At 71.9% G+C, this 22547-nt stretch carries 18 protein-coding genes and 1 pseudogene; 11 read left to right on the forward strand and 8 right to left on the reverse strand.

Annotated elements, in window-relative coordinates; all coding sequences use genetic code 11:
• Position 1: 1 nt before the first annotated feature.
• Positions 2–166, forward strand: a pseudogene (locus M2266_RS04375) (chloramphenicol phosphotransferase); the annotation flags it as partial.
• 77 nt (positions 167–243) lie between these two features.
• Complete coding sequence (locus tag M2266_RS04380) at positions 244–2208, forward strand: hypothetical protein (RefSeq protein WP_277436917.1); 1965 nt, start codon at positions 244–246, stop codon at positions 2206–2208.
• A gap of 35 nt (positions 2209–2243) precedes the next feature.
• Here M2266_RS04380 and M2266_RS04385 read toward each other — a convergent pair whose 3' ends face one another.
• The 4 genes from M2266_RS04385 to M2266_RS04400 form a co-directional block, all read right to left on the reverse strand.
• Positions 2244–3797, reverse strand: coding sequence for an acyl-CoA synthetase (locus tag M2266_RS04385; protein ID WP_277436918.1), 1554 nt, complete (start codon positions 3795–3797; stop codon positions 2244–2246).
• A 10-nt stretch (positions 3798–3807) separates the two neighbouring features.
• A complete protein-coding gene (locus tag M2266_RS04390) occupies positions 3808–4923 on the reverse strand; it encodes a nitronate monooxygenase family protein (RefSeq protein WP_277436919.1) in 1116 nt (371 codons plus the stop codon).
• An 82-nt stretch (positions 4924–5005) separates the two neighbouring features.
• Positions 5006–7174: a serine/threonine-protein kinase gene (locus M2266_RS04395; protein WP_277436920.1), complete on the reverse strand. Its 2169-nt coding sequence runs from the start codon at positions 7172–7174 to the stop codon at positions 5006–5008.
• A 187-nt stretch (positions 7175–7361) separates the two neighbouring features.
• Complete coding sequence (locus tag M2266_RS04400) at positions 7362–8552, reverse strand: acyl-CoA dehydrogenase family protein (RefSeq protein ID WP_277436921.1); 1191 nt, start codon at positions 8550–8552, stop codon at positions 7362–7364.
• Positions 8553–8774: 222 nt separating this feature from the next.
• Between M2266_RS04400 and dhaK the strand changes: the two genes are divergently transcribed.
• From dhaK to M2266_RS04430, 6 genes are all read left to right on the forward strand, one after another.
• On the forward strand, positions 8775–9767 hold the full coding sequence (dhaK, locus tag M2266_RS04405; RefSeq protein WP_277436922.1) for a dihydroxyacetone kinase subunit DhaK: 993 nt from the start codon (positions 8775–8777) through the stop codon (positions 9765–9767).
• Between the two features lie 67 nt (positions 9768–9834).
• Positions 9835–10473 carry a dihydroxyacetone kinase subunit DhaL gene (gene dhaL / locus M2266_RS04410; protein ID WP_277441063.1) on the forward strand — a complete coding sequence of 213 codons (639 nt, stop codon included), beginning with the start codon at positions 9835–9837 and terminating at the stop codon, positions 10471–10473.
• On the forward strand, positions 10470–10877 hold the full coding sequence (locus M2266_RS04415; RefSeq protein ID WP_277436923.1) for a PTS fructose transporter subunit IIA: 408 nt from the start codon (positions 10470–10472) through the stop codon (positions 10875–10877). Before dhaL ends, M2266_RS04415 begins: the two co-directional genes overlap by 4 nt.
• Before the next feature lie 180 nt (positions 10878–11057).
• A complete protein-coding gene (locus M2266_RS04420) occupies positions 11058–11714 on the forward strand; it encodes a peptidylprolyl isomerase (RefSeq protein WP_277436924.1) in 657 nt (218 codons plus the stop codon).
• Positions 11715–11869: 155 nt separating this feature from the next.
• Positions 11870–15673: a helix-turn-helix domain-containing protein gene (locus tag M2266_RS04425; RefSeq protein WP_277436925.1), complete on the forward strand. Its 3804-nt coding sequence runs from the start codon at positions 11870–11872 to the stop codon at positions 15671–15673.
• 158 nt (positions 15674–15831) lie between these two features.
• Complete coding sequence (locus M2266_RS04430; protein ID WP_277436926.1) at positions 15832–16233, forward strand: hypothetical protein; 402 nt, start codon at positions 15832–15834, stop codon at positions 16231–16233.
• A gap of 82 nt (positions 16234–16315) precedes the next feature.
• Here the strand turns inward: M2266_RS04430 and M2266_RS04435 are convergent, their stop codons facing one another.
• The gene (locus tag M2266_RS04435; RefSeq protein ID WP_277436927.1) at positions 16316–17536 is read right to left on the reverse strand and encodes an MFS transporter; all 1221 of its coding nucleotides are present in this window, start codon (positions 17534–17536) and stop codon (positions 16316–16318) included.
• A 151-nt stretch (positions 17537–17687) separates the two neighbouring features.
• On the opposite strand from M2266_RS04435, the gene M2266_RS04440 reads away from it, so the two are divergent.
• Entirely contained in the window at positions 17688–18146 is a 459-nt protein-coding gene (locus M2266_RS04440) for a MarR family transcriptional regulator (RefSeq protein WP_277436928.1), read from the forward strand.
• An 18-nt stretch (positions 18147–18164) separates the two neighbouring features.
• Here M2266_RS04440 and M2266_RS04445 read toward each other — a convergent pair whose 3' ends face one another.
• Positions 18165–18605, reverse strand: a complete 441-nt coding sequence (locus M2266_RS04445) for a cupin domain-containing protein (protein ID WP_277436929.1) — start codon at positions 18603–18605, stop codon at positions 18165–18167.
• A 152-nt stretch (positions 18606–18757) separates the two neighbouring features.
• Here M2266_RS04445 and M2266_RS04450 point away from each other — a divergent pair, with 152 nt between their 5' ends.
• Positions 18758–18904 (forward strand): hypothetical protein, encoded by a 147-nt coding sequence (locus M2266_RS04450; RefSeq protein ID WP_277441423.1) that lies wholly within the window; start codon positions 18758–18760, stop codon positions 18902–18904.
• Between the two features lie 265 nt (positions 18905–19169).
• Here M2266_RS04450 and M2266_RS04455 read toward each other — a convergent pair whose 3' ends face one another.
• Complete coding sequence (locus tag M2266_RS04455) at positions 19170–20366, reverse strand: site-specific integrase (protein WP_277436930.1); 1197 nt, start codon at positions 20364–20366, stop codon at positions 19170–19172.
• A 134-nt stretch (positions 20367–20500) separates the two neighbouring features.
• Entirely contained in the window at positions 20501–20683 is a 183-nt protein-coding gene (locus M2266_RS04460; protein WP_277436931.1) for a helix-turn-helix domain-containing protein, read from the reverse strand.
• A gap of 1481 nt (positions 20684–22164) precedes the next feature.
• On the opposite strand from M2266_RS04460, the gene cutA reads away from it, so the two are divergent.
• Complete coding sequence (gene cutA / locus M2266_RS04465) at positions 22165–22485, forward strand: divalent-cation tolerance protein CutA (protein ID WP_277436932.1); 321 nt, start codon at positions 22165–22167, stop codon at positions 22483–22485.
• Positions 22486–22547: the final 62 nt, after the last annotated feature.

Consider the following 22547-nt stretch of genomic DNA (forward strand, 5'->3'; position numbering starts at 1 on the left):
CGAGGCCGCAGTCGCCAAGGAGCGGGAGGCCGCCCGCGGCGACCGGCCCGCAGGCATGGCGCGGAGCCAGGCCCTGCTCGTGCACGAAGGGGTCGACTACGACCTCGAGGTGGACACCACGAGCACGCCGGCCCTGGTGTGCGCCCGCGCCGTCGCGGCGCGGCTGACCGCGCGGTCCCGGGACCCGCCGTCACGGGCGTCTGGAAGGATGTCGGACCACCGCTGTCTCGGGAGAAGGCCACTATGCAGCCGTCGCACGCCTCCTCGCCCCGGCCCGTCGGGCCGGTCGGCGGCCCCGGCGCCGGGGCCGTACTGGAGAGCAACCGGCTGCGGACGGACCCGGCGCCCTGGTGGATGCCGCCGTCGACGGCCGCCGTCGCGGGGGCGCTCGCCTCTGTGCTCGCGGACGACCGGCTGCTGCGGGTGCTGGTGCCGCTCGCGGTGGCGGCGCTCGCCTGGGGCGCCGCCACCCTGTGGTGGCGGTTGCGCCCGCTGACGTTCTGGCGGTTGAGCGCGAGCGGGCTGCAGCAGTTGCGGGGCGGCCGGGTGCGGGTGACCCACTCCTTCTCCCGCGAGCAGCCGCTGACCCTGCTGGTGCCGGGTCTCGACGTGCTCGCTCCGGCGGAGTACGGCGCGACGCGCGTCGGCAAGCTCTGCTCGGTGGGCGTGGAGGAGATGGGACTGGCGATGTTCCCGTTCCATCTGACGGCCCGGCGGCTCGGCGCCCCGGTCCGGATCACGGACGGTCAGGGCGCGGCCTCGGGCGCGGCGGTGCACTGGGAGACGGTCTTCGCCCGCCGTGAGGCGGCGCTGCTGACCGCCGCGGCCGAGGGCCCGCTCCCCGCTGCCCAGGAGGGCGCGGTGGAGCTGTCCCGAGCCCAACCGGGTTTGCGCGCCCGGCAGTACGGACGCCGGCTCGTGGCGCTGGCCGTCGGCGCCACCGCGCTGCTCGTCGCGGCGGTCGCCGACGGCGCGTCGGCGGTCCCCGCACACGTCGCGCTGATCAACGCCCTCGGAGCCGCGGTGGTGGTCCTGGCCGCGGGGTACCTCGTCCGGCTGGCCGGGAACCGGCCCACGCACTGGACGGTCTCCCCTCAGCGGATCACCGCCTTCGATCCGGTCTACGGCACCACCGACCTGGCCGCCGGGCGTGTCGCCGGCCTGATCGCGCAGCCGCTGTCCGCCGCCGGCACGGTCGGTGGCGGCGGCGAGCCGTCGGCGCTGCTGCAGGTCTACGGCCACGACCTGGCACTGCTGGGCACCGCGCACACCGGCCGGATCCCGGCGGGAGAGCTGTTCGCGGTGCTGCGGTCGCGTGGCTACCGGGTGATCGAGGACGGGCCGCGCAGCCGCGCCTACGACCTGCGTCCCGGCTTCCTGCCCCATCAGATCGCCCCGGACGCCGCCCTGACCGTCACCTCGGAGTGCCTGCGCTGGGAGGGCGGCAGCACGGAGATCCGCGTCCAGCGCGCGGACATCGGCGCGCTGGAGATCAACACCCGCCACGGCCATCCCTGGCTGCGGCTGCGCGGCGCGGACGGGACCGAGCAGCTGAACGCGCCGCTCAGCGCACTCCGCGTCTCCCGCACCGAACTGCGGGACCGGGCGCGGGCCTTCGGCTATCCGGTCAGCGATCCGGAGCACGACGCCTACCAGACGGCGGCCTACGCGGGCCTGGCGGCGGGCGTCGTCCAGGACCGGCCGGCCGCGCCCGCGGCGACGTCCGCCGAGCCCGTCGTGCTGGACATGCCGTGGAGCACCCGCAGGTGGTATTACATCGCGGGCGCCGTGCTCATGGTCGTCGTGGTGGGTGTCATCGGCTTCAAGACGCGTTATCTCAGCGGCGACATGAGCTGGCTCCTGTGGGGTCTGCCGGCGGCCGCGGCCGCCGGCGCGCTGTTCGGCGGCCTGTACGACCTGCGCCGCCCGGGGCTCGCCCTCGGCCCGGACGGCGTCCGCCTCGCCTCGCGCGGCGGCTCGGGCCGCACCCGGTGGGAGCACCCGCGCACCGCGATCGGAGGCATCGGCGTCGACACCCACGAGGAGGGCCAGGAGGCGCTGTTCGTCTGGTCGCCGACCGGCCAGGTCATCCGCAAGGAGAGCTTCGACCTGCCGGACACCGATCAGTTGCGCCGGGCCTGCGAGAGCGCCGGCCTCCCGTTCGGCCGCCCGGACCCGGGCCGCTGGGGCCCACCGCCGGAGATCTGACACGTGGCGGCGGGCGGCCCGACCGGGACTCGGCGTCACAGCGCGCGGTCGCGGCCCTCCCAGTACGGGTCGCGCAGCCGCCGCTTGTAGAGCTTGCCGTTGGGGTCGCGGGGCATCTCCGTGATGAAGTCGACGGTCCTGGGCCGCTTGTAGCCGGCGAGCCGCCTCTCGCAGTGCGCCAGGATCTCGTCGGCGAGTTCGGGCCCGGCCCGGTGGCCGGGGGCGGGTTCGATGACGGCCTTGACCTCCTCGCCCCAGCTCTCGTGCGGGATGCCGAAGGCCGCGGCGTCCGCGACGGCGGGGTGGGTGAGCAGCGCGGCCTCGATCTCGGCGGGGTAGATGTTGACGCCACCGGAGATGATCATGTCGATCTTGCGGTCTCGCAGGTACAGGTAGCCGTCCTCGTCGAGGTAGCCGAGGTCGCCGACGGTGAAGAAGTCGCCGATGCGGTTCTTCTTCGTCTTGCCCTCGTCCTTGTGGTAACTGAAGCCGCCGGTCTTCATGTTGATGTAGACGGTGCCGACCTCGCCCGCCGGCAGCCGGCCGCCCGCGTCGTCGTAGATGGCGATCTCGCTGATCGGCCACGCCTTGCCGACCGTGCCGGGCCGCTTGAGCCAGTCGGCGGCGGGGGCGAACGTGCCGCCGCCCTCGCTGGCGGCGTAGTACTCCTCGACGCACGGCCCCCACCAGTCGAGCATCGCGCGCTTGACGTGCTCGGGGCAGGGCGCGGCGCCGTGGATGGCGTGCCGCATCGAGGAGACGTCGTAGCGCTCCTTGACCTGGTCCGGGAGGGCCAGGAGGCGGTGGAACTGGGTGGGCACCATGTGCGTGTGGGTGCAGCGGTAGCGGTCGATGACGCGGAGCATCTCCTCGGGCGACCACTTGTCCATGAGGACGACGGGGTGCCCGATGTGCAGCGCCGCGCCCGCGAACTGCAGGACCGCGGTGTGGTAGAGCGGCGAGCAGACGAGGTGGACGTTTCCGTCGAACGGCTTGATGCCGAAGATGCCGAGGAACCCACCGAGGTAGGTCTCCTCGGGGAGCTTGCCGGACAGCGGGCGGCGGATGCCGCGGGGGCGTCCGGTGGTGCCCGAGGTGTAGTTCATGACCCAGCCGCTGGTGCGGTCCGCGGGGGCGCCGACCGGCTGCCCGTCCGTCAGGTCGGCGTACGGCCGGAAGCCCGGCACCTCGCCGACCGAGAACCGCCGCTCCGCGGGGAAACCGGCCTCGTCCGCGGCGGCCCGCGCGTCGCCCGCGAAGCGCTCGTGGGCGACGAGGACCTTGGCGCCGGAGTCGGACAGGATCCAGGCGATCTCGGGTGCCACGAAGTGGTGGTTGATCGGCACGAGGTAGAAGCCGGCCTGGAACGCGGCGAGGTAGGCGGTGAAGAACTCGACGCTGTTGGGGAGCACGACCGCGAACGCGTCGCCGGGTTCGAGCCCGGCCTCGCGCAGTCCGTGGACGAGCTGGTTGCAGGCGGCGCTGAGCCGCCCGGCGCTCCATTCGTCGCCGTCCGGGGCGATGAGCACGAGCCGGTCGGGGTCCTGGGCGGCCTGTGCCCAGAAACCGTTGGGTGCGGTGGAAGTCATGCGGGCCTCCTCAGGCTCGGCTCAGGCTCGGGCCGGCGATGCGGTTGATGCGGTCGACGGCCCGTTCGAAGCCGCGGGTGAGATCGTCGAAGACGGCCTGGACGCTGCGCTCGGACGTCATCTGGCCGACGATCTGCCCCACCGGGGTCCCGAGCAGCGGCTCGGTCTCGTACTTCTGGATCCGGGAGACCGCGTCGGCGACCAGCAGGCCCTGCAGCGGCATCGGCAGGGTGCCGGGTCCTGCCGGGTCCTCCCAGGCGTCGGTCCACTCGGTGCGCAGTTGGCGGGCCGGTTTGCCGGTCAGGGCCCGGGACCTGACGGTGTCGCCGGAGCCCGCCGCCAGCAGCTTGTCGATGAGGACCCGCGAGGGCAGCTCCGCCTCGGTGGTGGTGAGCCACACCGAGCCGAGCCAGGCGCCCTGGGCGCCTAGCGCCAGGCCCGCGGCGACCTGTTCGCCGGTGCCGATACCGCCCGCGGCCAGTACGGGCAGGCCCTCGACGGCGCTGACCACCTCGGGGACCAGCACCATGCTGGCGATCTCCCCGGTGTGGCCGCCGGCCTCGTACCCCTGGGCGACGACGATGTCGATGCCGGCGTCCTTGTGGTGCCGTGCGTGCCGGGCGCTGCCGGCCAACGCTGCCACGAGGACGTCGTGCTCGTGGGCGCGGGCGATGACGTCGGCGGGCGGTGAGCCCAGCGCGTTGGCGAGCAGCCGGATCGGGTAGTCGAAGGCCACGTCGAGCTGGTTGCGGGCGACCTGCTCCATCCAGCCGGTGATCCGCCAGCCCGACACGTCGTCCGGTCCCAGCTCCGGTACGCCGTGCTTGGCGAGCACCTGGCGGACGTACTCGCGGTGCCCTTCGGGGATCATCGCCTCGATGTCGGCCTCACTCACGCCCTCCACCTTCTTGGCGGGCATCACGACGTCCAGGCCGTAGGGCCGGCCGCCGGTGTTCTCCTCCATCCAGTCCAGACTGCGGGCGAGTTCGTCCGCGTCCGAGTAGCGCACCGCACCGAGCACGCCCATTCCCCCGGCGCGGCTGATGGCCGCGGCCACCGCGGGGAACGGCGTGAAGCCGAAGATGGCGTGCTCGATACCCAGCCGTTTGCTCAGCTCCGTCTCCATGGGGGGCAGGATGCCGCAGCGGGCGTGGAGACGGAAGAGATTATCTGACGCAACGTCAGTTATTTGCGGAACCCGACCGACCTCACAGCCGCTGCGGGCCGCCCTGCTGCGCCGCGACCTTGCGGTAGAGCGCGAGCGCCTCCGCCGAGCGGCCGAGCTGTTCCAGGCAGTGCGCCTCGTCGTTGCGGCTGGTGAGGGTGTCGGGGTGGGCCGGGCCGAGTACCCGTGTCCGCGCGTCGGCGACCTCGCGGTACACGTCCAGCGCGGTCTCCCAGCGGCCCAGCCAGCCGAGGCCCACCGCGACCTCGCGCTTGCTGACGAGGGTGTCGGGGTGGTCCGCGCCCAGCGCCCGCTGCCGGATCCCGGCCACGTTCTCCGCCTCGGCCAGCGCCTGGTCCCAGCGGCCGAGCCGGCCCAGGTTGACGCCCAGGGCATGCCGGGCGCGCAGCGTCTCGGCGTCGGACGGGCCCGCGGTGCGGGTACGGGCCGCGACCAGGTCGCGGTAGAGCTCCAGCGCCTCGGCGCTGCGCCCCAGCCGGCCCAGGCATATCCCCATCTCGTAGCGGGCGGCCAGGGTGTCCGGGTGGCCCGCCCCCTGGGTGCGCTCATGGGCGGCGGCCACGTCCCCGTACACCTCCAGCGCCTCGGCCCAGCGGCCGAGCTGGCCCAGCACGTAGCCCACCTCGTAGCGGGTGACCAGCGTCTCGGGGTGGTCCGGGCCCAGCACCGCCGCGCGGACCGCGGTGAGTTCGACGGCCAGGGCGTACGCCTCGTCGAGCCGGCCCAGCCGGCCCAGGTTGAAGGCCAGGTTGTGGCGGCAGCGCAGGGTGTCGGGGTGCTCGGCGCCCAGCGTGCGCTCCCGGGCTGCGAGTACCGCGGAGTATCCCTGGTGGGCCTCCAGGTGCAGTCCGAGCCGGCCCAGCGCGTACGCCGCCTCGTGGCGGGCGGCGAGGGTGTCGGGGTGGTCGGGGCCCAGGACCCGCTGCCGGACGCCGGCAACGTAGTCGTACAGCCGCATCGCGTCCTCGGTCCTGCCCAGCCGGGCCAGGCAGGACGCGGCCTCATGGCGGCTGGTCAGGGTGTCCGGGTGCTCGGTGCCCAGCGCCCGGTCGCGTTCCGCGGCGACCGCGGTGTGCAGGTCGTACGCCTCCTGCCAGCGGCCCAGCCGCTCCAGGTCGACGCCCTCGGTGTGCCGGGCGGCCAGCGTCGCGAGCTGCTCCGGCGCGGGCGCGACGGCGCCCGAGGGGGTGCGGGTGGACCAGGCGCCGGTGAGTTCGTGGCGCGGCGGCGCCGCGGCGTGGAAGGCACGGGTGGCGCGGGCCCCGGAGTCGGAGGCCAGGCCGCGCGCCCAGGCGGGCAGCGGGACCACCGGGCGTTCCGGGACGCCGCTCATCGCCTTCAGCCGGCCTCCGACGTCGGCCGCGTTCTGCGGCCGGTCGTCCGGGTCCTTGGCGAGCAGGTCCAGGATGAGCCGCTCCAGCTCCCGCGGCAGGTCGGGCCGCCCGGCGCGGAGCGGCTCGGGCACGGTGTCGCGGTGCGCGACCAGCACGGCCCAGGCGTCGTCCATGTCGAACGGCGGCCGCCCGATGGCGAGCTCGTACAGCACGCAGCCGAACGAGTACAGGTCGCTGCGCTGGTCGACCTCGGCCGCGCCGATCTGTTCGGGCGACATGTAGTGCGGCGTCCCCATGGCGATGCCGGTGCCGGTGAGGCGCGAGGTGAAGCCGATGTCGTGGCCGAGCCGGGCGATGCCGAAGTCGCAGATCTTCACCGCGCCGTCGCTCAGCCGGATGATGTTGGCCGGTTTCAGATCCCGGTGCACGATGCCCTGCGCGTGGGTGTACGCCAGCGCCGACGCGACCTGTTCCGCGATGTCCATGAGGTCGGGGACCGGCAGCGGCTGCCGCCTGGCGTCGTCCAGCACCTGCAGCAGGTTGCGTCCGTCCAGCAGCTCCATCACCAGGAACAGCACGCCGTCGTGTTCGCCGAAGTCGTGCACGACGGTCACCCCGCGGTGCTGCAGCGAGGCCGCCACCCGGGCCTCGCGCCGGAAGCGCTCCTGCAGGACCCGGGTGAACCCGGCGTCCGCCGCCGGGCTCAGCGGCTTGAGGCATTTGACCGCCACCCGCCGCCCCAGCGACTCGTCCAGCGCCAGCCAGACCTCGCCCATCCCGCCCCGGCCGATCAGCTCGTCCAGCCGGTACCGGCTCTGGATCAGCGTGCCGCTTCCATCATGTACAGCCGCCATCATCCGCCGCCGCCCCCGTCGTCCCGCGTACGTCCCCCGGCCTCCAGTATGGCCGCAGCCACCCCCGGGCGGCACGTCGCATTACGGCAGGGAACGAGCCCCTTCGCGCGGCTTGTACACGGACGGGTGGCTTCCGGGTCCGGAGCCGCCCCACCACCGTGCTCGTACCCGGCACGCTCCCACGCCCGCGCTAACGCCGGACGCGCGGCATACCCAGGCCGATCCAGGAGATGATCTCCCGCTGGATCTCGTTGTTGCCGCCGCCGAAGGTGAAGATGACCGCGCTGCGGTAGCCGCGCTCCAGCTCGCCGTGGAGGACGGCGCCGGCGGAGCCCTCCTTCATCGGGCCGGCGGCCGCGGCGACCTCCATCAGCCAGGCGTAGGCGTCACGGCGCGCCTCGGAGCCGTAGACCTTGACCGCGGAGGCGTCCTGCGGGGTGAGCGTCCCCTGCTGCAGGGCGTCCACCATCTGCCAGTTGAGCAGCTTCATGGCGTCGAGCCGGGTGTGCGTCAGGGCGAGCCGGCGCCGCACCCAGCCCAGGTCGATGACCCGGCTGCCGTCGGCGAGCTTGGTGTCCGCCGCCCAGCGCCGCACGTCGTGCAGGGCGCGGATGGCCATGGTGCCGTGCGCGGCGAGCGTGACGCGCTCGTGGTTGAGCTGGTTGGTGATCAGCCGCCAGCCCTTGTTCTCCGCGCCGACCCGCCGGCTCGCCGGGACCTTGATGTCCTCGTAGTAACTGGCGGTGGTGTCGTGCGAGGCGAGGGTGTTGATGATCGTGCACGAGTAGCCGGGGTCGGAGGTGGGCACCAGCAGCATCGTGATGCCCTTGTGCGGCGGGGCGTCCGGGTCGGTCCGGACGGCGAGCCACACCCAGTCCGCGGTGTCGCCGTTGGTGGTCCAGATCTTCTGGCCGTTCACGGTGTAGTGACCGGTCTCCTCGTCGCCCTCGCGCACCGCGCGGGTCTTGAGCGCGGCGAGGTCGGTGCCCGCGTCCGGCTCGGAGTAGCCGATCGCGAAGTCCAGCTCACCGGCGAGGATCCCGGGCAGGAAGAACGCCTTCTGCTCCTCGGTGCCGAACTGCATGATCGTCGGACCGACGGTGTTCAGGGCCATCAGCGGCAGCGGCACCCCCGCCTGCGCCGCCTCGTCGAAGAAGATGAACTGCTCCATCGGCGACAGCCCCCGGCCGCCGAACTCCGCCGGCCAGCCGATGCCCAGCCAGCCGTCGGCGCCGAGCCGGCGGACGGTGTCCCGGTAGAACTTCTTCTGCGCCGCGGGATCGGCGTAGCGGGCGTAGACGTTCTCCGGCACCAGTCCGGCGAAGTACGAACGCAGCTCCACGCGCAGGCGCTGCTGCTCGGGTGTGTAGTCGAGGTGCACGGCCCCTCCTGAGGTCTCCGGGTCCCCGGTCCCTGCGGCGACGGCGCACAGACTAGAACGCGTTCCAGAAATTCGGAAGGGGTAGCGCCCCGCGGTGGAACGGCCCGGGCCGGCGCCGCGCCGGGGCCGCCGCGCCGAGGTGCCTTCACCGGGCCCGGTCCGTAGGCTGCCTGCGTGCACAGTGGACGCAACGACAGCTGTTGAAGCGGAGGGCCGCACCTCATGAAGATGCTCATCAACGTGGCCGAAAGCGTGGTCGCCGACGCCCTGCGCGGCATGGCGGCCGCCCACCCGGAACTGCTCATCGACGTCGACCGCCGGCTGGTCGTCCGCCGGCACGCCCCGGTCGCGGGCAAGGTCGGCCTGGTCTCGGGAGGCGGCTCCGGGCATGAGCCCCTGCACGGCGGATTCGTCGGCCGGGGCATGCTCGACGCCGCCTGCCCCGGCGAGGTGTTCACCTCGCCCGTGCCGGACCAGATGGTCCGCGCGGCCGCCGCCGTGGACAGCGGCGCGGGCGTGCTGTTCATCGTCAAGAACTACACGGGCGACGTGCTGAACTTCGACATGGCGGCCGAGCTCGCCGAGGACGAGGGCGTGCAGGTCGCCAAGGTCGTCGTCAACGACGACGTCGCCGTCCTCGACAGCCTGTACACGGCCGGCCGGCGCGGTACCGGTGCGACGCTCTTCGTCGAGAAGCTCGCCGGCGCCCTGGCCGAGGAGGGCGCGCCGCTGGAGCGGGTCGAGGCGCTGGCGCGCAGGGTCAACGAGTCCTCGCGCAGCTTCGGCGTCGCGCTCAGCGCGTGCACGACCCCCGCCAAGGGCAGTCCCACCTTCGATCTGCCCGCGGGCGAACTGGAGCTGGGCGTCGGCATCCACGGCGAACCCGGCCGCGAGCGCCGCGGGATGATGACGTCGGGCGAGATCGCCGACGTCGTCGTCGAGGCGGTCGTGGAGGACCTGCGCCCCGACGCGCCGGTGATCGCCCTCGTCAACGGAATGGGCGGCACCCCGCTGCTGGAGCTGTACGGGTTCAACGCCGAGGTGCACCGGGCGCTGGCCGAACGCAAGGTGGCGGTCGCCCGCACCCTGGTCGGCAACTACGTGACCTCCCTGGACATGGCCGGCTGCTCGGTGACCCTGTGCCAGGTGGACGAGGAGCTGCTGCGGCTGTGGGACGCCCCGGTCTCCACACCGGCGCTGCGCTGGGGCTGCTGAGTCGCGTCGTCGAAGTCCGTAGATCCGTAGAGAGGACCGCATGAACGCATCCACGGCTCCCGGCCCGGTGGTCGACGCCGACTTCGTACGCCGCTGGCTGGCCACGGCGGCCGCGGTCGTCGACCGCGAGGCGGACCGGCTGACCGAACTCGACTCCCCCATCGGCGACGCCGACCACGGCAGCAACCTGCGGCGCGGCTTCACCGCGGCGCACGCGGCGGTGGAGCAGGAGCCGCCGCAGACCCCCGGCGGGGTGCTCACCCTCGTGGGTGCGCAGCTCATCAGCACCGTGGGCGGGGCGGCCGGCCCGCTGTACGGGACGCTGCTGCGCCGAGCGGGCAAGGCGCTGGGCGACGGCACCGCGGCCACCCCCGAGGAGTTCCGTGACGCCCTGCGCACGGGGGTCGAGGCGGTCGGGAAGCTCGGCGGGGCCGTACCGGGCGACAAGACGATGCTCGACGCGCTCGTCCCGGCGGTGGAGGCCCTGTCCTTCGCCCTCGACGCGGGCTCCGGGCTCGCGGACGGCCTCGCCGCCGCCCGGATCGCCGCGGACGAGGGCGCCTCGGCGACCGTACCTCTGCAGGCCCGCAAGGGGCGCGCGAGTTATCTCGGGGCGCGCAGCATCGGACATCAGGACCCCGGCGCGACCTCGGCCGCGCTACTGGTCGCCGCGTTCGCGGACACCGCGGCGGAGGCGGTGGCATGAGCGGCGGCCTGGTCGGCATCGTCCTGGTGTCGCACAGCGCGGCGGTCGCCGACGCGGTCGGCGGGCTCGCGAAGGGGCTGGCCGCCGGCGGCGCCGTCGCGCCCGTCGCCCCGGCGGGCGGAACTCCCGACGGCGGGCTGGGCACCAGCTCCGACCTGATCGCGGCGGCGGCGCGCTCGGTGGACCAGGGCGCCGGAGTGGCGGTCCTCGCCGATCTGGGCAGCGCCGTGCTCACCGTCAAGGCGATGCTGGCCGATGAGGACGAACTGCCTCCGGGCACCCGACTCGTCGACGCGCCCTTCGTCGAGGGCGCGGTCGCCGCCGTGGTGACGGCGTCGGCGGGGGCGGACCTGGCGGCGGTCGTCGCCGCGGCCGAGGAGGCCTACACGTACCGCAAGGTGTGACCCTCCGGCGGGTCCTTCGAGCGGAGGGGCCCGCCGGGACACCGGGCGGATGTTCGGAATGCGAGCGGGAGACGCCGGTTTCGGCCATCCCGCCCCACCGGGCCCTTGCGGCGCTTAGCCCCCACCGGAATCGGGCAGGCACGGTGCGGCCATGTCAGGTTCGATCCGGAGGGTCCTCGTATGAAGCGCAAGCAATGGGCGTTGCTCACCGCCGCCGCCGTTCTCCCGCTCGGCATGACGACGGCCGCGGCCGCCGACGATCCGCCGCCGGCGCCCCTGCCCTGCGCCTACACCGCGGCCGTCCCCGCCGACAACTTCAAGGGAATACCGGTCTTCGACGCGCGGAAGGCCGCGAGACCGTACAGCGCCACACTGAAGACCAGCCAGGGCGCCATCACCGTCAGGATGCTGACGGACAAGGCCCCGTGCACCACCTGGTCGTTCCGGTTCCTGGCCGAGCGTGACTACTTCAACCGCTCGCACTGTCACCGCCTCACCACCCAGCGGCTGTACGTCCTGCAGTGCGGTGACCCGACCGGTACCGGGAGCGGCGGCCCCGGGTACTCCTTCCCCGACGAGAACCTGACGGGCGCCACCTATCCGGCCGGAACGCTGGCGATGGCCAACGCCGGCCCGAACACCAACGGCAGCCAGTTCTTCTTCGTCTGGAAGGACACCAAGCTCTCCCCCGCCTACACCCCGTTCGGCAAGGTCACCGCGGGTCTCGACGTCCTGCGGAAGATCGCCGCGGCCGGCGAGGACGACCAGAACGGCCCCGGCGACGGCTACCCCGCCCTTCCCGTGGACATCAGGAAGGTGCAGATCGGCAACAGGTGACGGTGCGGCCGGCGGCCGGTTCCGCGAGCCCGCGGCCGGCCCCCGCCCGGCGCCTGCGCCGTACCGCCACCATCCCGCGCAATCATGACTATCGGTCACCAAGTATGGGGATCCCGCCTGTAGCGTGGTAATCCGGATCTCCGCGGGGAGCACGCATGGGTGGGCCGGACGACACACCGCCGAGCGCGACGGAGGAGGCCGATACGCCGCCGACCGGGGGCGGACCGACCGGGTTCGGCGCGGAACTGCGCCGGCTGCGCGGCGAGCGAGGGCTGTCGCTGACCGCCCTCGCGCAGCGGCTCCACTACAGCAAGGGCTACCTCAGCAAGATCGAGACCGGTGGCAAGCCGCCCACCCCTGATCTCGCCCGCCGCTGCGACCGGGCGCTGTTGGCCGCGGGCGCGCTGGAGCGGCTGGTGCCCGAGGTTCCACCGGCCAGGACGCCGGAGCCGGACGACCCGGGGAACGCGGAGTGCCCCTACCCGGGGCTCGCGGCCTTCCGGGCGCGGGACGCGCGGTATTTCTCCGGCCGGGACCGGGCGACCGCCCGGCTGCTCGAACAGCTCGCGGGCCGGATCGGCGGTGGGCCGCTGGCGGTGATCGCCCCGTCCGGCGCCGGGAAGTCCTCCCTGCTGCGGGCCGGGCTGGTGCCGGCGCTGGAGCGCGGGGCGCTGCCGGTCGCGGGCTCCCGGGACTGGCCGGTGGTGGTGTGCACCCCGACCCCGGACCCGTTGAGGGAACTGCTGCGCTGTGTGACCGAGGCCCTGGGAATCGGCCTCGGCGTCACCCCGGAGGAGCTGACCGCACGGCCCGGGCGGCTGGCGGAGGTCCTGCGCCCCGTCCTCGGCACGGCGCGGCTGGTGCTGCTGGTCGACCAGTTCGAGGAGACGTTCACCCTGTGCGCGGACGAGGGGGAGCGGTCCGCCTTCGTCTCCGTGCTCTGCTCCGTCTCGCGCGCGGCGTTCGGCGGTGCTGAGCCGCCCGGCGTGGTGGTGCTCGGCATGCGTGCGGATTTCTGTGGCCGGTGCCTCGAACACGAGGAGCTGGCGGCGGTCTTCGCCCACGGGCTGTTCGCGCTGGGCCCGATGACCGCCGCCGAGCAGCGCGAAGCCGTCGTCCGCCCCGCCGAACGGGCCGGGCTCGCACTGGAGCCGGGCCTGGTGGAACTGCTGCTGCGCGACCTGGAGGTGCGCGGCGCGCCCCGCGGTGCGGCGGCCGGCGCGCTGCCGCTGCTCTCCCACGCCCTGCTCGTCACCTGGCAGCAGCGCAGCGGCCGCACCCTGACCGTGGCGGGGTACGAGACGACCGGGGGCATCCACGGGGCGGTCGCCCGGTCGGCCGAGGAGGTCTTCGCCGGGCTGCGCCCGGCGGAACAGGACCTCGCCCGGCGCATCCTGGTCCGGCTGGTGCATGTCGGCGACGGGGATGTGGAGTCCCGGCGCCGGGCGGACCGCGAACCACTGCTGGCGCAGCTGCCCGACCGGCGGGCCGCCGAGGCGGTGCTCGACGCCTTCGTGCGCGCCCGGTTGCTGACGGTCGACCGGGACGCCGTGGAGATCACCCACGAGGCACTGCTGCGCGCCTGGCCCCGGCTGCGCGGTTGGATCGACAACAACCGGGCGGGTCTGCTGATCCACCAACAGCTCGCCCAGGCCGCCGGCGAGTGGGTGCGGGAGCGGCGCGACCCGGGTCTCCTGCACCGCGGCAACCGGCTGGCCGTCGCGCGGGAATGGGCGGAACAGGCCGACCGGCGCGCGGAACTCGGTCCGCACGAGACGGAGTTCCTGGACGCGAGCCTGGCGGAGGAGCGCGGCCGCCGGACCACCGCACGGCGCCACGCCGTGATCCAGCGCCGGCTGATGGCCACCCTCGCCGCGCTGCTGGTCGTCGCGGTCCTCGCGGGCGGTCTGGCGTTCCAGCAGCGGTCCCGCGCGGTCGACGGACGCCGGGTCGCGCAGTCGCAGGCGATGGCGGTGCGGTCCGGCGCGCTGGCCACCGGCCGGCCGGAGGCGTCGATACTGCTGGCCGCGGCCGCTTACCGCACGGCGCCGACCACCGAGGCGCGCGGCGCCCTGCTCAGCACGCAGTCGCAGTACTTCGCCGGCCGTCTCAGGGGGCACACCGGGCCGGTCAACGCGGTCGCGTTCAGTCCGGACGGCCGGTTGCTCGCCTCGGCGAGCTCGGACGGGACGGTGCGGCTGTGGCGCGTCGCGGACCACCGCACCGTGACGACCCTCCCGGGCTCCGGTGCCACGGTGCGCTCCGTCGCCTTCAGCCCGGATGGCCGGCTGCTGGCCTCGGCCGGCTCGGACGGCGTCGTACGGCTGTGGGACGCCCTGAACCACCGGGCGGCCGGCCCGCCGCTGACCGGTCACAGCGGCAGCGTCCGTGCGGTCGCCTTCGCGCCGGACGGGGCGACCCTCGCCTCCGGGGGGACGGACGGCACCGTCCGGCTCTGGGATGTCGCGGCCCGGCGACCCCTGGCGACCCTCACCGGCCACCAGGGCGACGTCAACGCCGTGGCCTTCGGCCCGGACGGCAGGACCCTCGCCTCCGGCAGCGCCGACCGCACCGTACGCCTCTGGGACGTCGCGGCTCGCCGACCACTGGCGACCCTCAGCGGCCACAACGACCAGGTACTCGCCGTGGCCTTCGGCCCGGACGGCAGGACCCTCGCCTCCGGCAGCGCCGACCGCACCGTACGCCTCTGGGACGTCGCGGGCCGCCGACCACTGGCGACCCTCACCGGGCACAACGACGACGTGAACGCCGTGGCGTTCAGCCGGGACGGTAGCGCCGCCATCAGCACCAGCGGCGACGGCACCGCGAAGCTGTGGGACACGGCGACCCACCGGGTGACCGCCACCCTCGCCGGGCACACCGACTATGTGCTGTCGATCGCCGTCGGGCCGGGAAACCTGCTGGCCACGGCGGGGTTCGACCAGACCGTCGTGCTCTGGGACCCGGGCAGGTCCACGCTGACCACGCGGCCCTTCGCGGAGCTCTGGCAGTCGGTGTTCTCCCCGGACGGCCGGCTGCTGGCCTCCGCCGGGGCGGACCGCACCGTCAAACTGTGGGACGTCGCCCACCGCCGGCCACTGGCCGACCTCACCGGACACAACGGATCCGTCTTCGCCGTCGCCTTCTCCCCCGACGGCCGACTCCTCGCCTCCGCCGGCGCGGACCACACCGTCAAACTGTGGGACGTCGCCCACCGCCGGCCACTGGCCGACCTCACCGGACACAACGGATCCGTCTTCGCCGTCGCCTTCTCCCCCGACGGCCGACTCCTCGCCTCCGCCGGCGCGGACCAGACCGTCAGACTGTGGGACGTCGCGCGGCACCGGCTCGTCACGGTCCTCACCGGGCACCAGGACTTCGTCAACACCCTCGCGTTCAGCCCCGACGGGCGGACGCTGGCCAGTGGCAGCGATGATCTGACGGTGCGGCTGTGGGACGTCGCCGGGGGCCGTGCGGGGGCGGTCCTCCGGGGCCACAGCGGCTCGGTGCGCGGCGTCGCGTTCAGTCCGGACGGCCGGACCCTGGCCAGCGGGGGCAACGACGGAACCGTGCGGCTCTGGGACCCGAGCGGGCACGGGGCCGCCGGGCGCAGCACCGAGCAGTCCGGCCACAGCGGCGCGGTGCGCTCGGTGGCGTTCAGCCCGGACGGCCGGACGCTGGCCGGCAGCGGCAGCGACGGCACCGTTCTGCTCTGGGACACCGGAACGTGGCAGCTCACCGCCACGCTCACCGGCCACAGCGGGGCCGTCTGGGGGGTCACCTTCGACCCACGGCTGCCGCTGCTGGCGAGCAGCAGCAACGACGGCACCGTTCGGCTGTGGAACGTCGACGTGCGGCAGCGCTGGGCGGAGATCTGCGGGCTGGTCGGCCCGGTGGACGGCGCGCGCTGGGAGCAGCTACTGCCCGGGGTGCCGCCGCAGCGGCTCTGTCCGTCCTGACCGCTGATCGGGCCTGATCAGCGCTGTTTCCCGCGGTGTTTCCCGTTTCCCGTCGCAGCGGGCGACGGGCCGGACCTCGACACCGGCCGGACCGCCGCACAGGCTCGGAGGGCAGCAACTCACTCCCAGCACCGACGTAGTCATCTTCTGGAGGAGTCATGTCCGCACGCATGTCCACCCGCAGCAAATTCACCCTCGCGCTGGCCGCCACCGCTCTCACCGCAGGGCTGACCGCCGCCGTCCCCGCCGCCGCGACCACCGCGACTGCCGCCGGTCCGGCCACGGCCGCCGCCGACTGCAGCGTCCACTCGGACGGCAAGCTGTGGTGCGGTAACCGGGTCGGGGCGAAGGGGTACGTCGACCGCTCGTACGGATCCGGCATCCGGGGTCCGCTGAACTCGTCGTACAGCTGGTTCCAGTGCTGGGGGCACGGCGACCGGCACGGGGGCGGCAACGACATCTGGTACTGGACCCTGCTCGACAACGGCCAGTGGGGCAACGTTCCCGCCGTCGACGTGTACACCTCGGTGGACCCCGCACCGCATCTGCAGGAGTGCTGACCTGACGGCCTGACGGCGACCAGCAGGGCGGGCCGGTCCCGGATCCGGGGCCGGCCCGCCGTGCTGCGCGGGGCAGGACGGTTCAGAGGCGGGCGGGGACGGGCTCGCGCTCGGCGGACGGTGCGGGCGCCTTGGTGGTGGCCGGTCGGGTGCGGGCGGTGGTCCGGCGCTCCAGGGAGCCGGACAGGATCGCGAGCACCAGCGCGGCGGCGGCGAGGGCGCCACCGACCCAGTTGGGCGCGGTGTAGCCGAGTCCCGAGGCGATGACGAGGCCGCCGAGCCAGGCCGCGAGGGCGTTGCCCAGGTTGAAGGCGCCGATGTTCACGGCGGAGGCGAGGGTCGGGGCGCCGGCCGCCTGGTCCAGCACGCGCTTCTGCAGCGGCGGGACGGTCGCGAAGCCCAGGGCGCCGATCAGCAGGATGGTGGCCGCGGCCGTGATCTTGTTGTGGGCGGTGAAGGTGAACAGCGCCAGGACGACGGCGAGGGAGCCCAGCGTCACGTAGAGCATGGGCATCAGCCGGCGGTCGGCGTAACGGCCGCCGATCAGGTTGCCGCCGACCATGCCGAGGCCGAACAGGACCAGCAGCCAGGTGACGGAGGTGTCCGCGAAGCCGGCGACGTCGGTCATCATCGGCGTGATGTAGGTGACGGCGGCGAAGACCCCGCCGAAGCCGAGCACCGTCATCGCCATCGCGAGCAGCACCTGGACGTTGCGGAAGGCCGCTATCTCGTGGCGCAGCCGTACGCCCTCGGGGCGGGGCTGTTCCGGCAGCAGCCTGGCGATGCCGAGCAGGCCCAGGACGCCGAGTCCCGCGACGACGAAGAACGTGGTGCGCCAGCCGAAGTGCTGGCCCACGAGGGTGCCGAGCGGCACTCCGACCAGGTTCGCGACGGTCAGTCCCGTGAACATCATCGCGATCGCTCCGGCCTTCTTCGCCGGGGCGACCAGGCCGGCCGCGACGACCGCGCCGATGCCGAAGAACGCGCCGTGCGCGAGGGAGGCCACGATCCGGCCGGCGAGCATCACGCCGAACACCGGGGCGACCGCGGAGATCACGTTGCCCGCGATGAAGAGCCCCATCAGCAGCATCAGCATGCGCTTGCGGGAGATCCGGGTGCCGAGGACGGTCATCAGCGGGGCGCCGAGCACGACGCCGAGGGCGTAGCCGGTGACCAGGAATCCGGCGGTCGGGATCGAGACGCCGTAGTCGGCGGCGACCTCGGGCAGCAGCCCCATGATCACGAACTCGGTGGTGCCGATCCCGAAGGCCCCGATGGCGAGGGCCAGCAGTGCGAGAGGCATGGGGTTCACTTCCCGTAACGTTGCGAATGCTCCTTACGGGACTCGACAATAATTGCAGACGCCTTTCATTGCAAACGCGGGCTATCGCGGTTGTGCCCTATCCTGGGCTGTACGCGCGCTCACGCCCGCGCCTCGCCGCAGAAGGGACCCCATGACCGCCACCGACCCCGCACTGACCGGTCTCGCCCAGGGCTGGTGCGCCCTGTCCCTGCTGCACGGCCGGATCGAGGCGCACATCGAGCGGGCGCTGCAGGCGCGGCACGAGCTGAGCGTCCGCGAGTACTCGCTGCTCGACGTCCTCAGCCGCCAGCACGACGGCGAGGGCGGCCACCTGCGGATGCACCAGGTCGCCGACTCCGTCGTCCTCAGCCAGAGCGCGACCACCCGGCTGGTCTCCCGGCTGGAGGACCGCGGGCTGCTCTCGCGCTACCTGTGCCCGACCGACCGTCGCGGCATCTACACCAACGTCAGCGAGGCGGGCCTGAAACTCCTCGCCGAGGCGCGCCCGACCAACGACGCCGCGCTGCGCGAGGCCCTCGACGAGGCCGCGAAGAACCCCGGGCTGACCCCGCTGGTCGACGCCGTCGAATCGCTGGGCGCGCCTGCCTGACCGTTTCGCGGCGGGCGTTCACTCCAGCGTGAAGTCCTCGAAGTCGAACCCGGGGGCGACGACGCACGTCACCAGGACCGGCTCGTCACCCGCCGGCTCGGCGGACTGCCAGTAGCCGCCGGGCACCAGGAACTGCGGCTGCTCCCCGTTCTCGACGCCGTTGCCCAGCACCTCCTCGACGGCGCGCGCCCCGTCCGGGCGCTCGCCATCGCCGCCCAACCGCATCCGCAGCGGGCCGCCGCGGTGCCAGAGCCACAGCTCGTCCGAGCGCACCCGGTGCCACTTCGAGACCTCGCCCGGGTGCAGCAGGAAGTAGATGCCGGTCGCGAACGCGCGCGGACCCGGATATCCAGCGGGAACCGCCTCGCCGGGCGCCTTCCACGTCTCCCGGTACCACCCGCCCTCCACATGGGGTTCGAGACCGAGCAGCGTGACCAGTTCTGAGATGTCGTCCGTCATCACCCCAGACTCTCGCAGCCGGCCGCGGCATGGGGCCGGAGCGCACAGGACGTGATGGGACTGTGGTGTCCCACCACATGGGTCTACGGACCACCTCTTCCTACCGTGTGGCAGCACCCGGATAATCCGTCCCCGCCTGGAAGTGGACCCCCGTGACTACCCAGCCCGCCCAGCCTGCCCAGGCTCCCGCGCCACCCACCCCCGGCTCCCTGCGGCGCATCGTCGCCGCGAGCCTGATCGGCACCACCATCGAGTGGTACGACAACTCATCCGATCAGAGCTGCGACCTGCGGTTTTGACGCCATTGGCCCTCCGAAGTCAGCACCGAACCAGCACCGGGAAATCTCGTGCTCGGTGGGAGACAAAGCCGTGCTCAATCTGACTGGCCGTGGGGCTTGGTGACAGGTACCGAAGATCGTCACTCACCGTAGCGCTTCCCGCGTCATTAGCGCCACGCCGACCGGCCGCCTGCCGACCTCCTCAGCGGGTCTGGGCCACCAAACCGCACGCGTGGGGGCATCACCAGTTGTCTGGCTGATGCCCCCACGCGTGCGCGGATACACGTCAGGCCACCTCGACCACCGCCTCGAACTCGAGGGGCAAGTCGAGCTCGGTCTGCATTGCGAAGACGCCATCCATCAGTGACCTCAGGCGCTCGGGAGCGTCCGGCATGACATGCGCGTACGTCTGATGGGTGATCCTGGGGTCGCGATGCCCCAGCCACTCAGCCATGTCCGTCACCGGAACGCCCTTCGACAAGCCGGCGGAGGCGAAGAAGTGGCGAAGCCAGTGAGTGGTGATCCTCCGCGAGATGCCCGCCGCCTTCTTCGAGTTACGCCACAGTCGGTCGACGAGGGAGTACATGAGGATGTTGGTGCGCCCGACGTTGGAGAAGAGATAGTTCCCTTCCAGGCGGTTGAGGCCCTCCTCCACGCGAAAGGTGCCGTACATCCGGATGTGCTCCTGCACCTTCGCGGCGATGGTGGGTGGCACGGGAACCGCTCGCCCCTCATCGAGATCGCGCCACTTGAGGTGGCGGATGCAATGGGCGCGCCCCCTGCCCTTGGTGATGGCCTTTTGGACGGTGGTCTTGGGCTCCTCGTTCTCGCCGTCCTGCGTCACCTGACGGTCGACGTAGAGCGTTCCGCTCTCAAAGTCGAACTGCTGCAACGTCACGGCACACGCCTCACCGATGCGCAGTCCACACCCGGCCATGAGCCACACGAGCAGCTTGTAGGGCCCGGGTAGGTGCTGCTCAATCGCCTCGATCTCCGCCAGGGTAGGCAGGCGGATCATCTTCTTGACCCTCCGCTTTACCCGCTGGCGACCGGTGCGGACATGCTGGCACGGATTCTTGGTTATGTACTCGTTGGCGACGGCGAAGCTGAAGACACCCGCGAGCGTCTCATAGCGATTGATCGCCGTGCTTTCCCCATAACCACGCTCTTCCACCATCCACTTCAGCCATGCATTGAGGTGCTTTGGCTTGACGGCACCAATGGCAGTAGCCCCGAAGTAGGGCTCCACGTGGAGGCGAAGGCTCGTCTCGTACTGATACCGTGTTCCATTTACCCGGCTGCCGGAGTCGATGAACTCGTGGTACACCGTCACGAGCGGGACAAGCAGCCCCGTCGGGGCGATGTAGGTTCCGAGATCCTTTTCCCGCTCAACCTTGGCGGCAAAGGAGTCGGCGGCCCCTTTCTTCTCGAACGACTTCTCGCGCTGCCGTCCACCGCGTCCACCAGGCTCCCGATAGCGCACCGTCCAACTGTGGCCGCAGCGAGTAGCAGTACAGGGGTAGTTACCGCTCTTCGCATCTTCCTTGCATTTCTGGAAAACCCGAGCCAACCTAGCGGACCACCAGCCGATGCACTGACAGAGTGCGTTTCATCAGGTTATCCATACTTCCTTTCCAAATACGCGACGATGTCGCGCTCGCGAAATCTCAGAAGTCGGCCGACTTTTTGAGGTCGCAAACCCCAAGATCTGTACTTATTCTTGATCGTCTGCTCACTAACTTTCAACCAATCAGCCACTTCAGCCGGCGTTAGAAGCCGGTAGCTTCCACCCTGCGTCAAGAACGCACCTCATCTCCTCGAGTAAAGATCAGTAGGACAACGGGGCGCTGAAGGATCTAGGGCGGCGCCGCCAGCTCTTGTCCAGTGGCCGCACCCATGAGGGAAGCAGTAAGACGGTGCCGCCCTTCCTCGTCCAAGGATTGCGGCACTACCTACTGCGCCCCCTAAAGCTCCCCTGCCGAGGGGAGCCCAATGCGGGCTCACTCAATGGTCGTCACGATCGCCGGTTTGGCTAACCGTCGATCGTGGTCTATGTTTTGCGCCCCCACGGGGAAACTCACGGAGGATTGTTAGCGGGCAAAACTCAGGGAGGCCCGCCGGTACGACCGGGAGGACGGGCTCACGCCGTCCGCCACAAGCACCCGGAGCCCATCGTCAATGAGCCGGTCAAGATCGCGTGCAACGACGCGTTCGGGAACAACGCCGGCTCGGGCTACGTGTCTGGGTGGGCTCCAGGTGTGTCGCGATGTGCGCGAGGACCCCTCGGTCCCGTCGGCAGCTACATTGCAGCAAGTCCTCGCCGGCCAACACGGCCGCACTGGCACAGCGCTGTGGAAAAGCACCGTAGTTCACTCGCTCCGATGTGGTCCGTACGTTCAGGGCGCCAAGTGCCAAGCGGATGGGGGCAATGAATCGAGCGGGTCGGAGAGCGGCATTCGACCGGGGGCTCCTTTGGGTCGGGGTCTCTGCGATGAGGCCGAGCAGCATGAGGTACTGGCCGACCTGGCCGTAGGTCGGCTCGAAGGCTGGCTCCCCCCTCACTGACCTGGTTTTTTCCGGGACGTTGTACGTTGACATGGTTCCGGAGCAGGTTCCAGTCCTTCGGGGTCCTTTCTCGTCTGCCGTCGGCGAATGCCAGGCCGAGGAAAGGGCAACGGGACAATGTCATGCGGCGCTTCCTTCTGTGCGGAGCAGCCGGGCATGCTCCCCGTCGGCCTGGCTGGGTCGCACCGTGATGCCCGGTATGCACGCGCCAGCGAACAGCCCGGACGAGTGGCCCACAGCCGAGACAGAAGCGGCACCGAAGTCGCTGGCTGCGAAGAATTTGTAACCCGGAGTGCAGTAGCCGGGCTACAACGTCTGAGTGTCGCGGAGTCCGCGAGGGCTACATGATCCTTTTTTAGTGCCAGGGTCGCGGAGATCCCACTTCAGCGGGCACGCCGGAAACCGCTCGAAGTCCATCAGTAGCCTCTGGGCCGCTGTGCGGGCGTCACTGCCGACCCGCGCGTCACCGTGCGCGACGCACTCGGGGGTGCCCGCGAGCCTGTGCTACTACCACTCGCGGAGTTCCGCATGTCGACGCCTCAACCAGCCGAGATCACCCTCGGTCGGGAGATGTCACCGCCTCGATCCGCTAGGCGACCCGTATGAGCGGGTCGAGCGTGTCGAGCCGAAAGTCCGGCACGGGCAAGGGCAGCAGCGTGACGTGTGACCTGGGCGGCTGGGTAAGGTCGCGGTACCCGAGCTGGAGAGGTAATTGCATGGCCAACGAGATTGTGATCGCGCAGACGACCAGCGACACCGAGGATCAGGCGAAGGCGCTGGCCCGTGGCGCGGTCGAGAGCAAGCTTGCAGCGGGAGTTCACATCGATGCGCCAATCACCGCCTTCTATTGGTGGAAGGGGGAGGTCGAGACGGCGCAGGAGTGGCGGATCTCGTACATGACTACGGCGGACCGTCTCCCGGCACTGGAGGCGTGGCTGCATGAGAAGCACCCGTACGACGTCCCCCAGTGGATCACGCTGCCCGTGACCGGCGGTTCGGAGGCGTACTTGTCCTGGGTTGTCGCGGAGACGGCATAGGTCCGCCGAGCGACGGACCGGCCGTACGACTGCGTTCGCGTCCTGGGCTTGTCCGCGTGCCA

This window comes from Streptomyces sp. SPB162, assembly GCF_029504575.1.
In the GTDB taxonomy this organism is placed as follows: Bacteria; Actinomycetota; Actinomycetes; order Streptomycetales; family Streptomycetaceae; genus Actinacidiphila.

Coding starts and splice junctions, on each gene's coding strand:
- M2266_RS04425 (WP_277436925.1), top strand. CDS start 11,870: ATGGGTGGGCCGGACGACACACCGCCGAGCGCGACGGAGGAGGCCGAT.
- M2266_RS04440 (WP_277436928.1), top strand. CDS start 17,688: ATGACCGCCACCGACCCCGCACTGACCGGTCTCGCCCAGGGCTGGTGC.
- M2266_RS04445 (WP_277436929.1), bottom strand. CDS start 18,605: ATGACGGACGACATCTCAGAACTGGTCACGCTGCTCGGTCTCGAACCC.
- M2266_RS04395 (WP_277436920.1), bottom strand. CDS start 7,174: ATGATGGCGGCTGTACATGATGGAAGCGGCACGCTGATCCAGAGCCGG.
- dhaK (WP_277436922.1), top strand. CDS start 8,775: ATGAAGATGCTCATCAACGTGGCCGAAAGCGTGGTCGCCGACGCCCTG.
- M2266_RS04390 (WP_277436919.1), bottom strand. CDS start 4,923: ATGGAGACGGAGCTGAGCAAACGGCTGGGTATCGAGCACGCCATCTTC.
- M2266_RS04435 (WP_277436927.1), bottom strand. CDS start 17,536: ATGCCTCTCGCACTGCTGGCCCTCGCCATCGGGGCCTTCGGGATCGGC.
- M2266_RS04380 (WP_277436917.1), top strand. CDS start 244: ATGCAGCCGTCGCACGCCTCCTCGCCCCGGCCCGTCGGGCCGGTCGGC.
- M2266_RS04415 (WP_277436923.1), top strand. CDS start 10,470: ATGAGCGGCGGCCTGGTCGGCATCGTCCTGGTGTCGCACAGCGCGGCG.
- M2266_RS04420 (WP_277436924.1), top strand. CDS start 11,058: ATGAAGCGCAAGCAATGGGCGTTGCTCACCGCCGCCGCCGTTCTCCCG.
- M2266_RS04385 (WP_277436918.1), bottom strand. CDS start 3,797: ATGACTTCCACCGCACCCAACGGTTTCTGGGCACAGGCCGCCCAGGAC.
- M2266_RS04430 (WP_277436926.1), top strand. CDS start 15,832: ATGTCCGCACGCATGTCCACCCGCAGCAAATTCACCCTCGCGCTGGCC.
- cutA (WP_277436932.1), top strand. CDS start 22,165: ATGGCCAACGAGATTGTGATCGCGCAGACGACCAGCGACACCGAGGAT.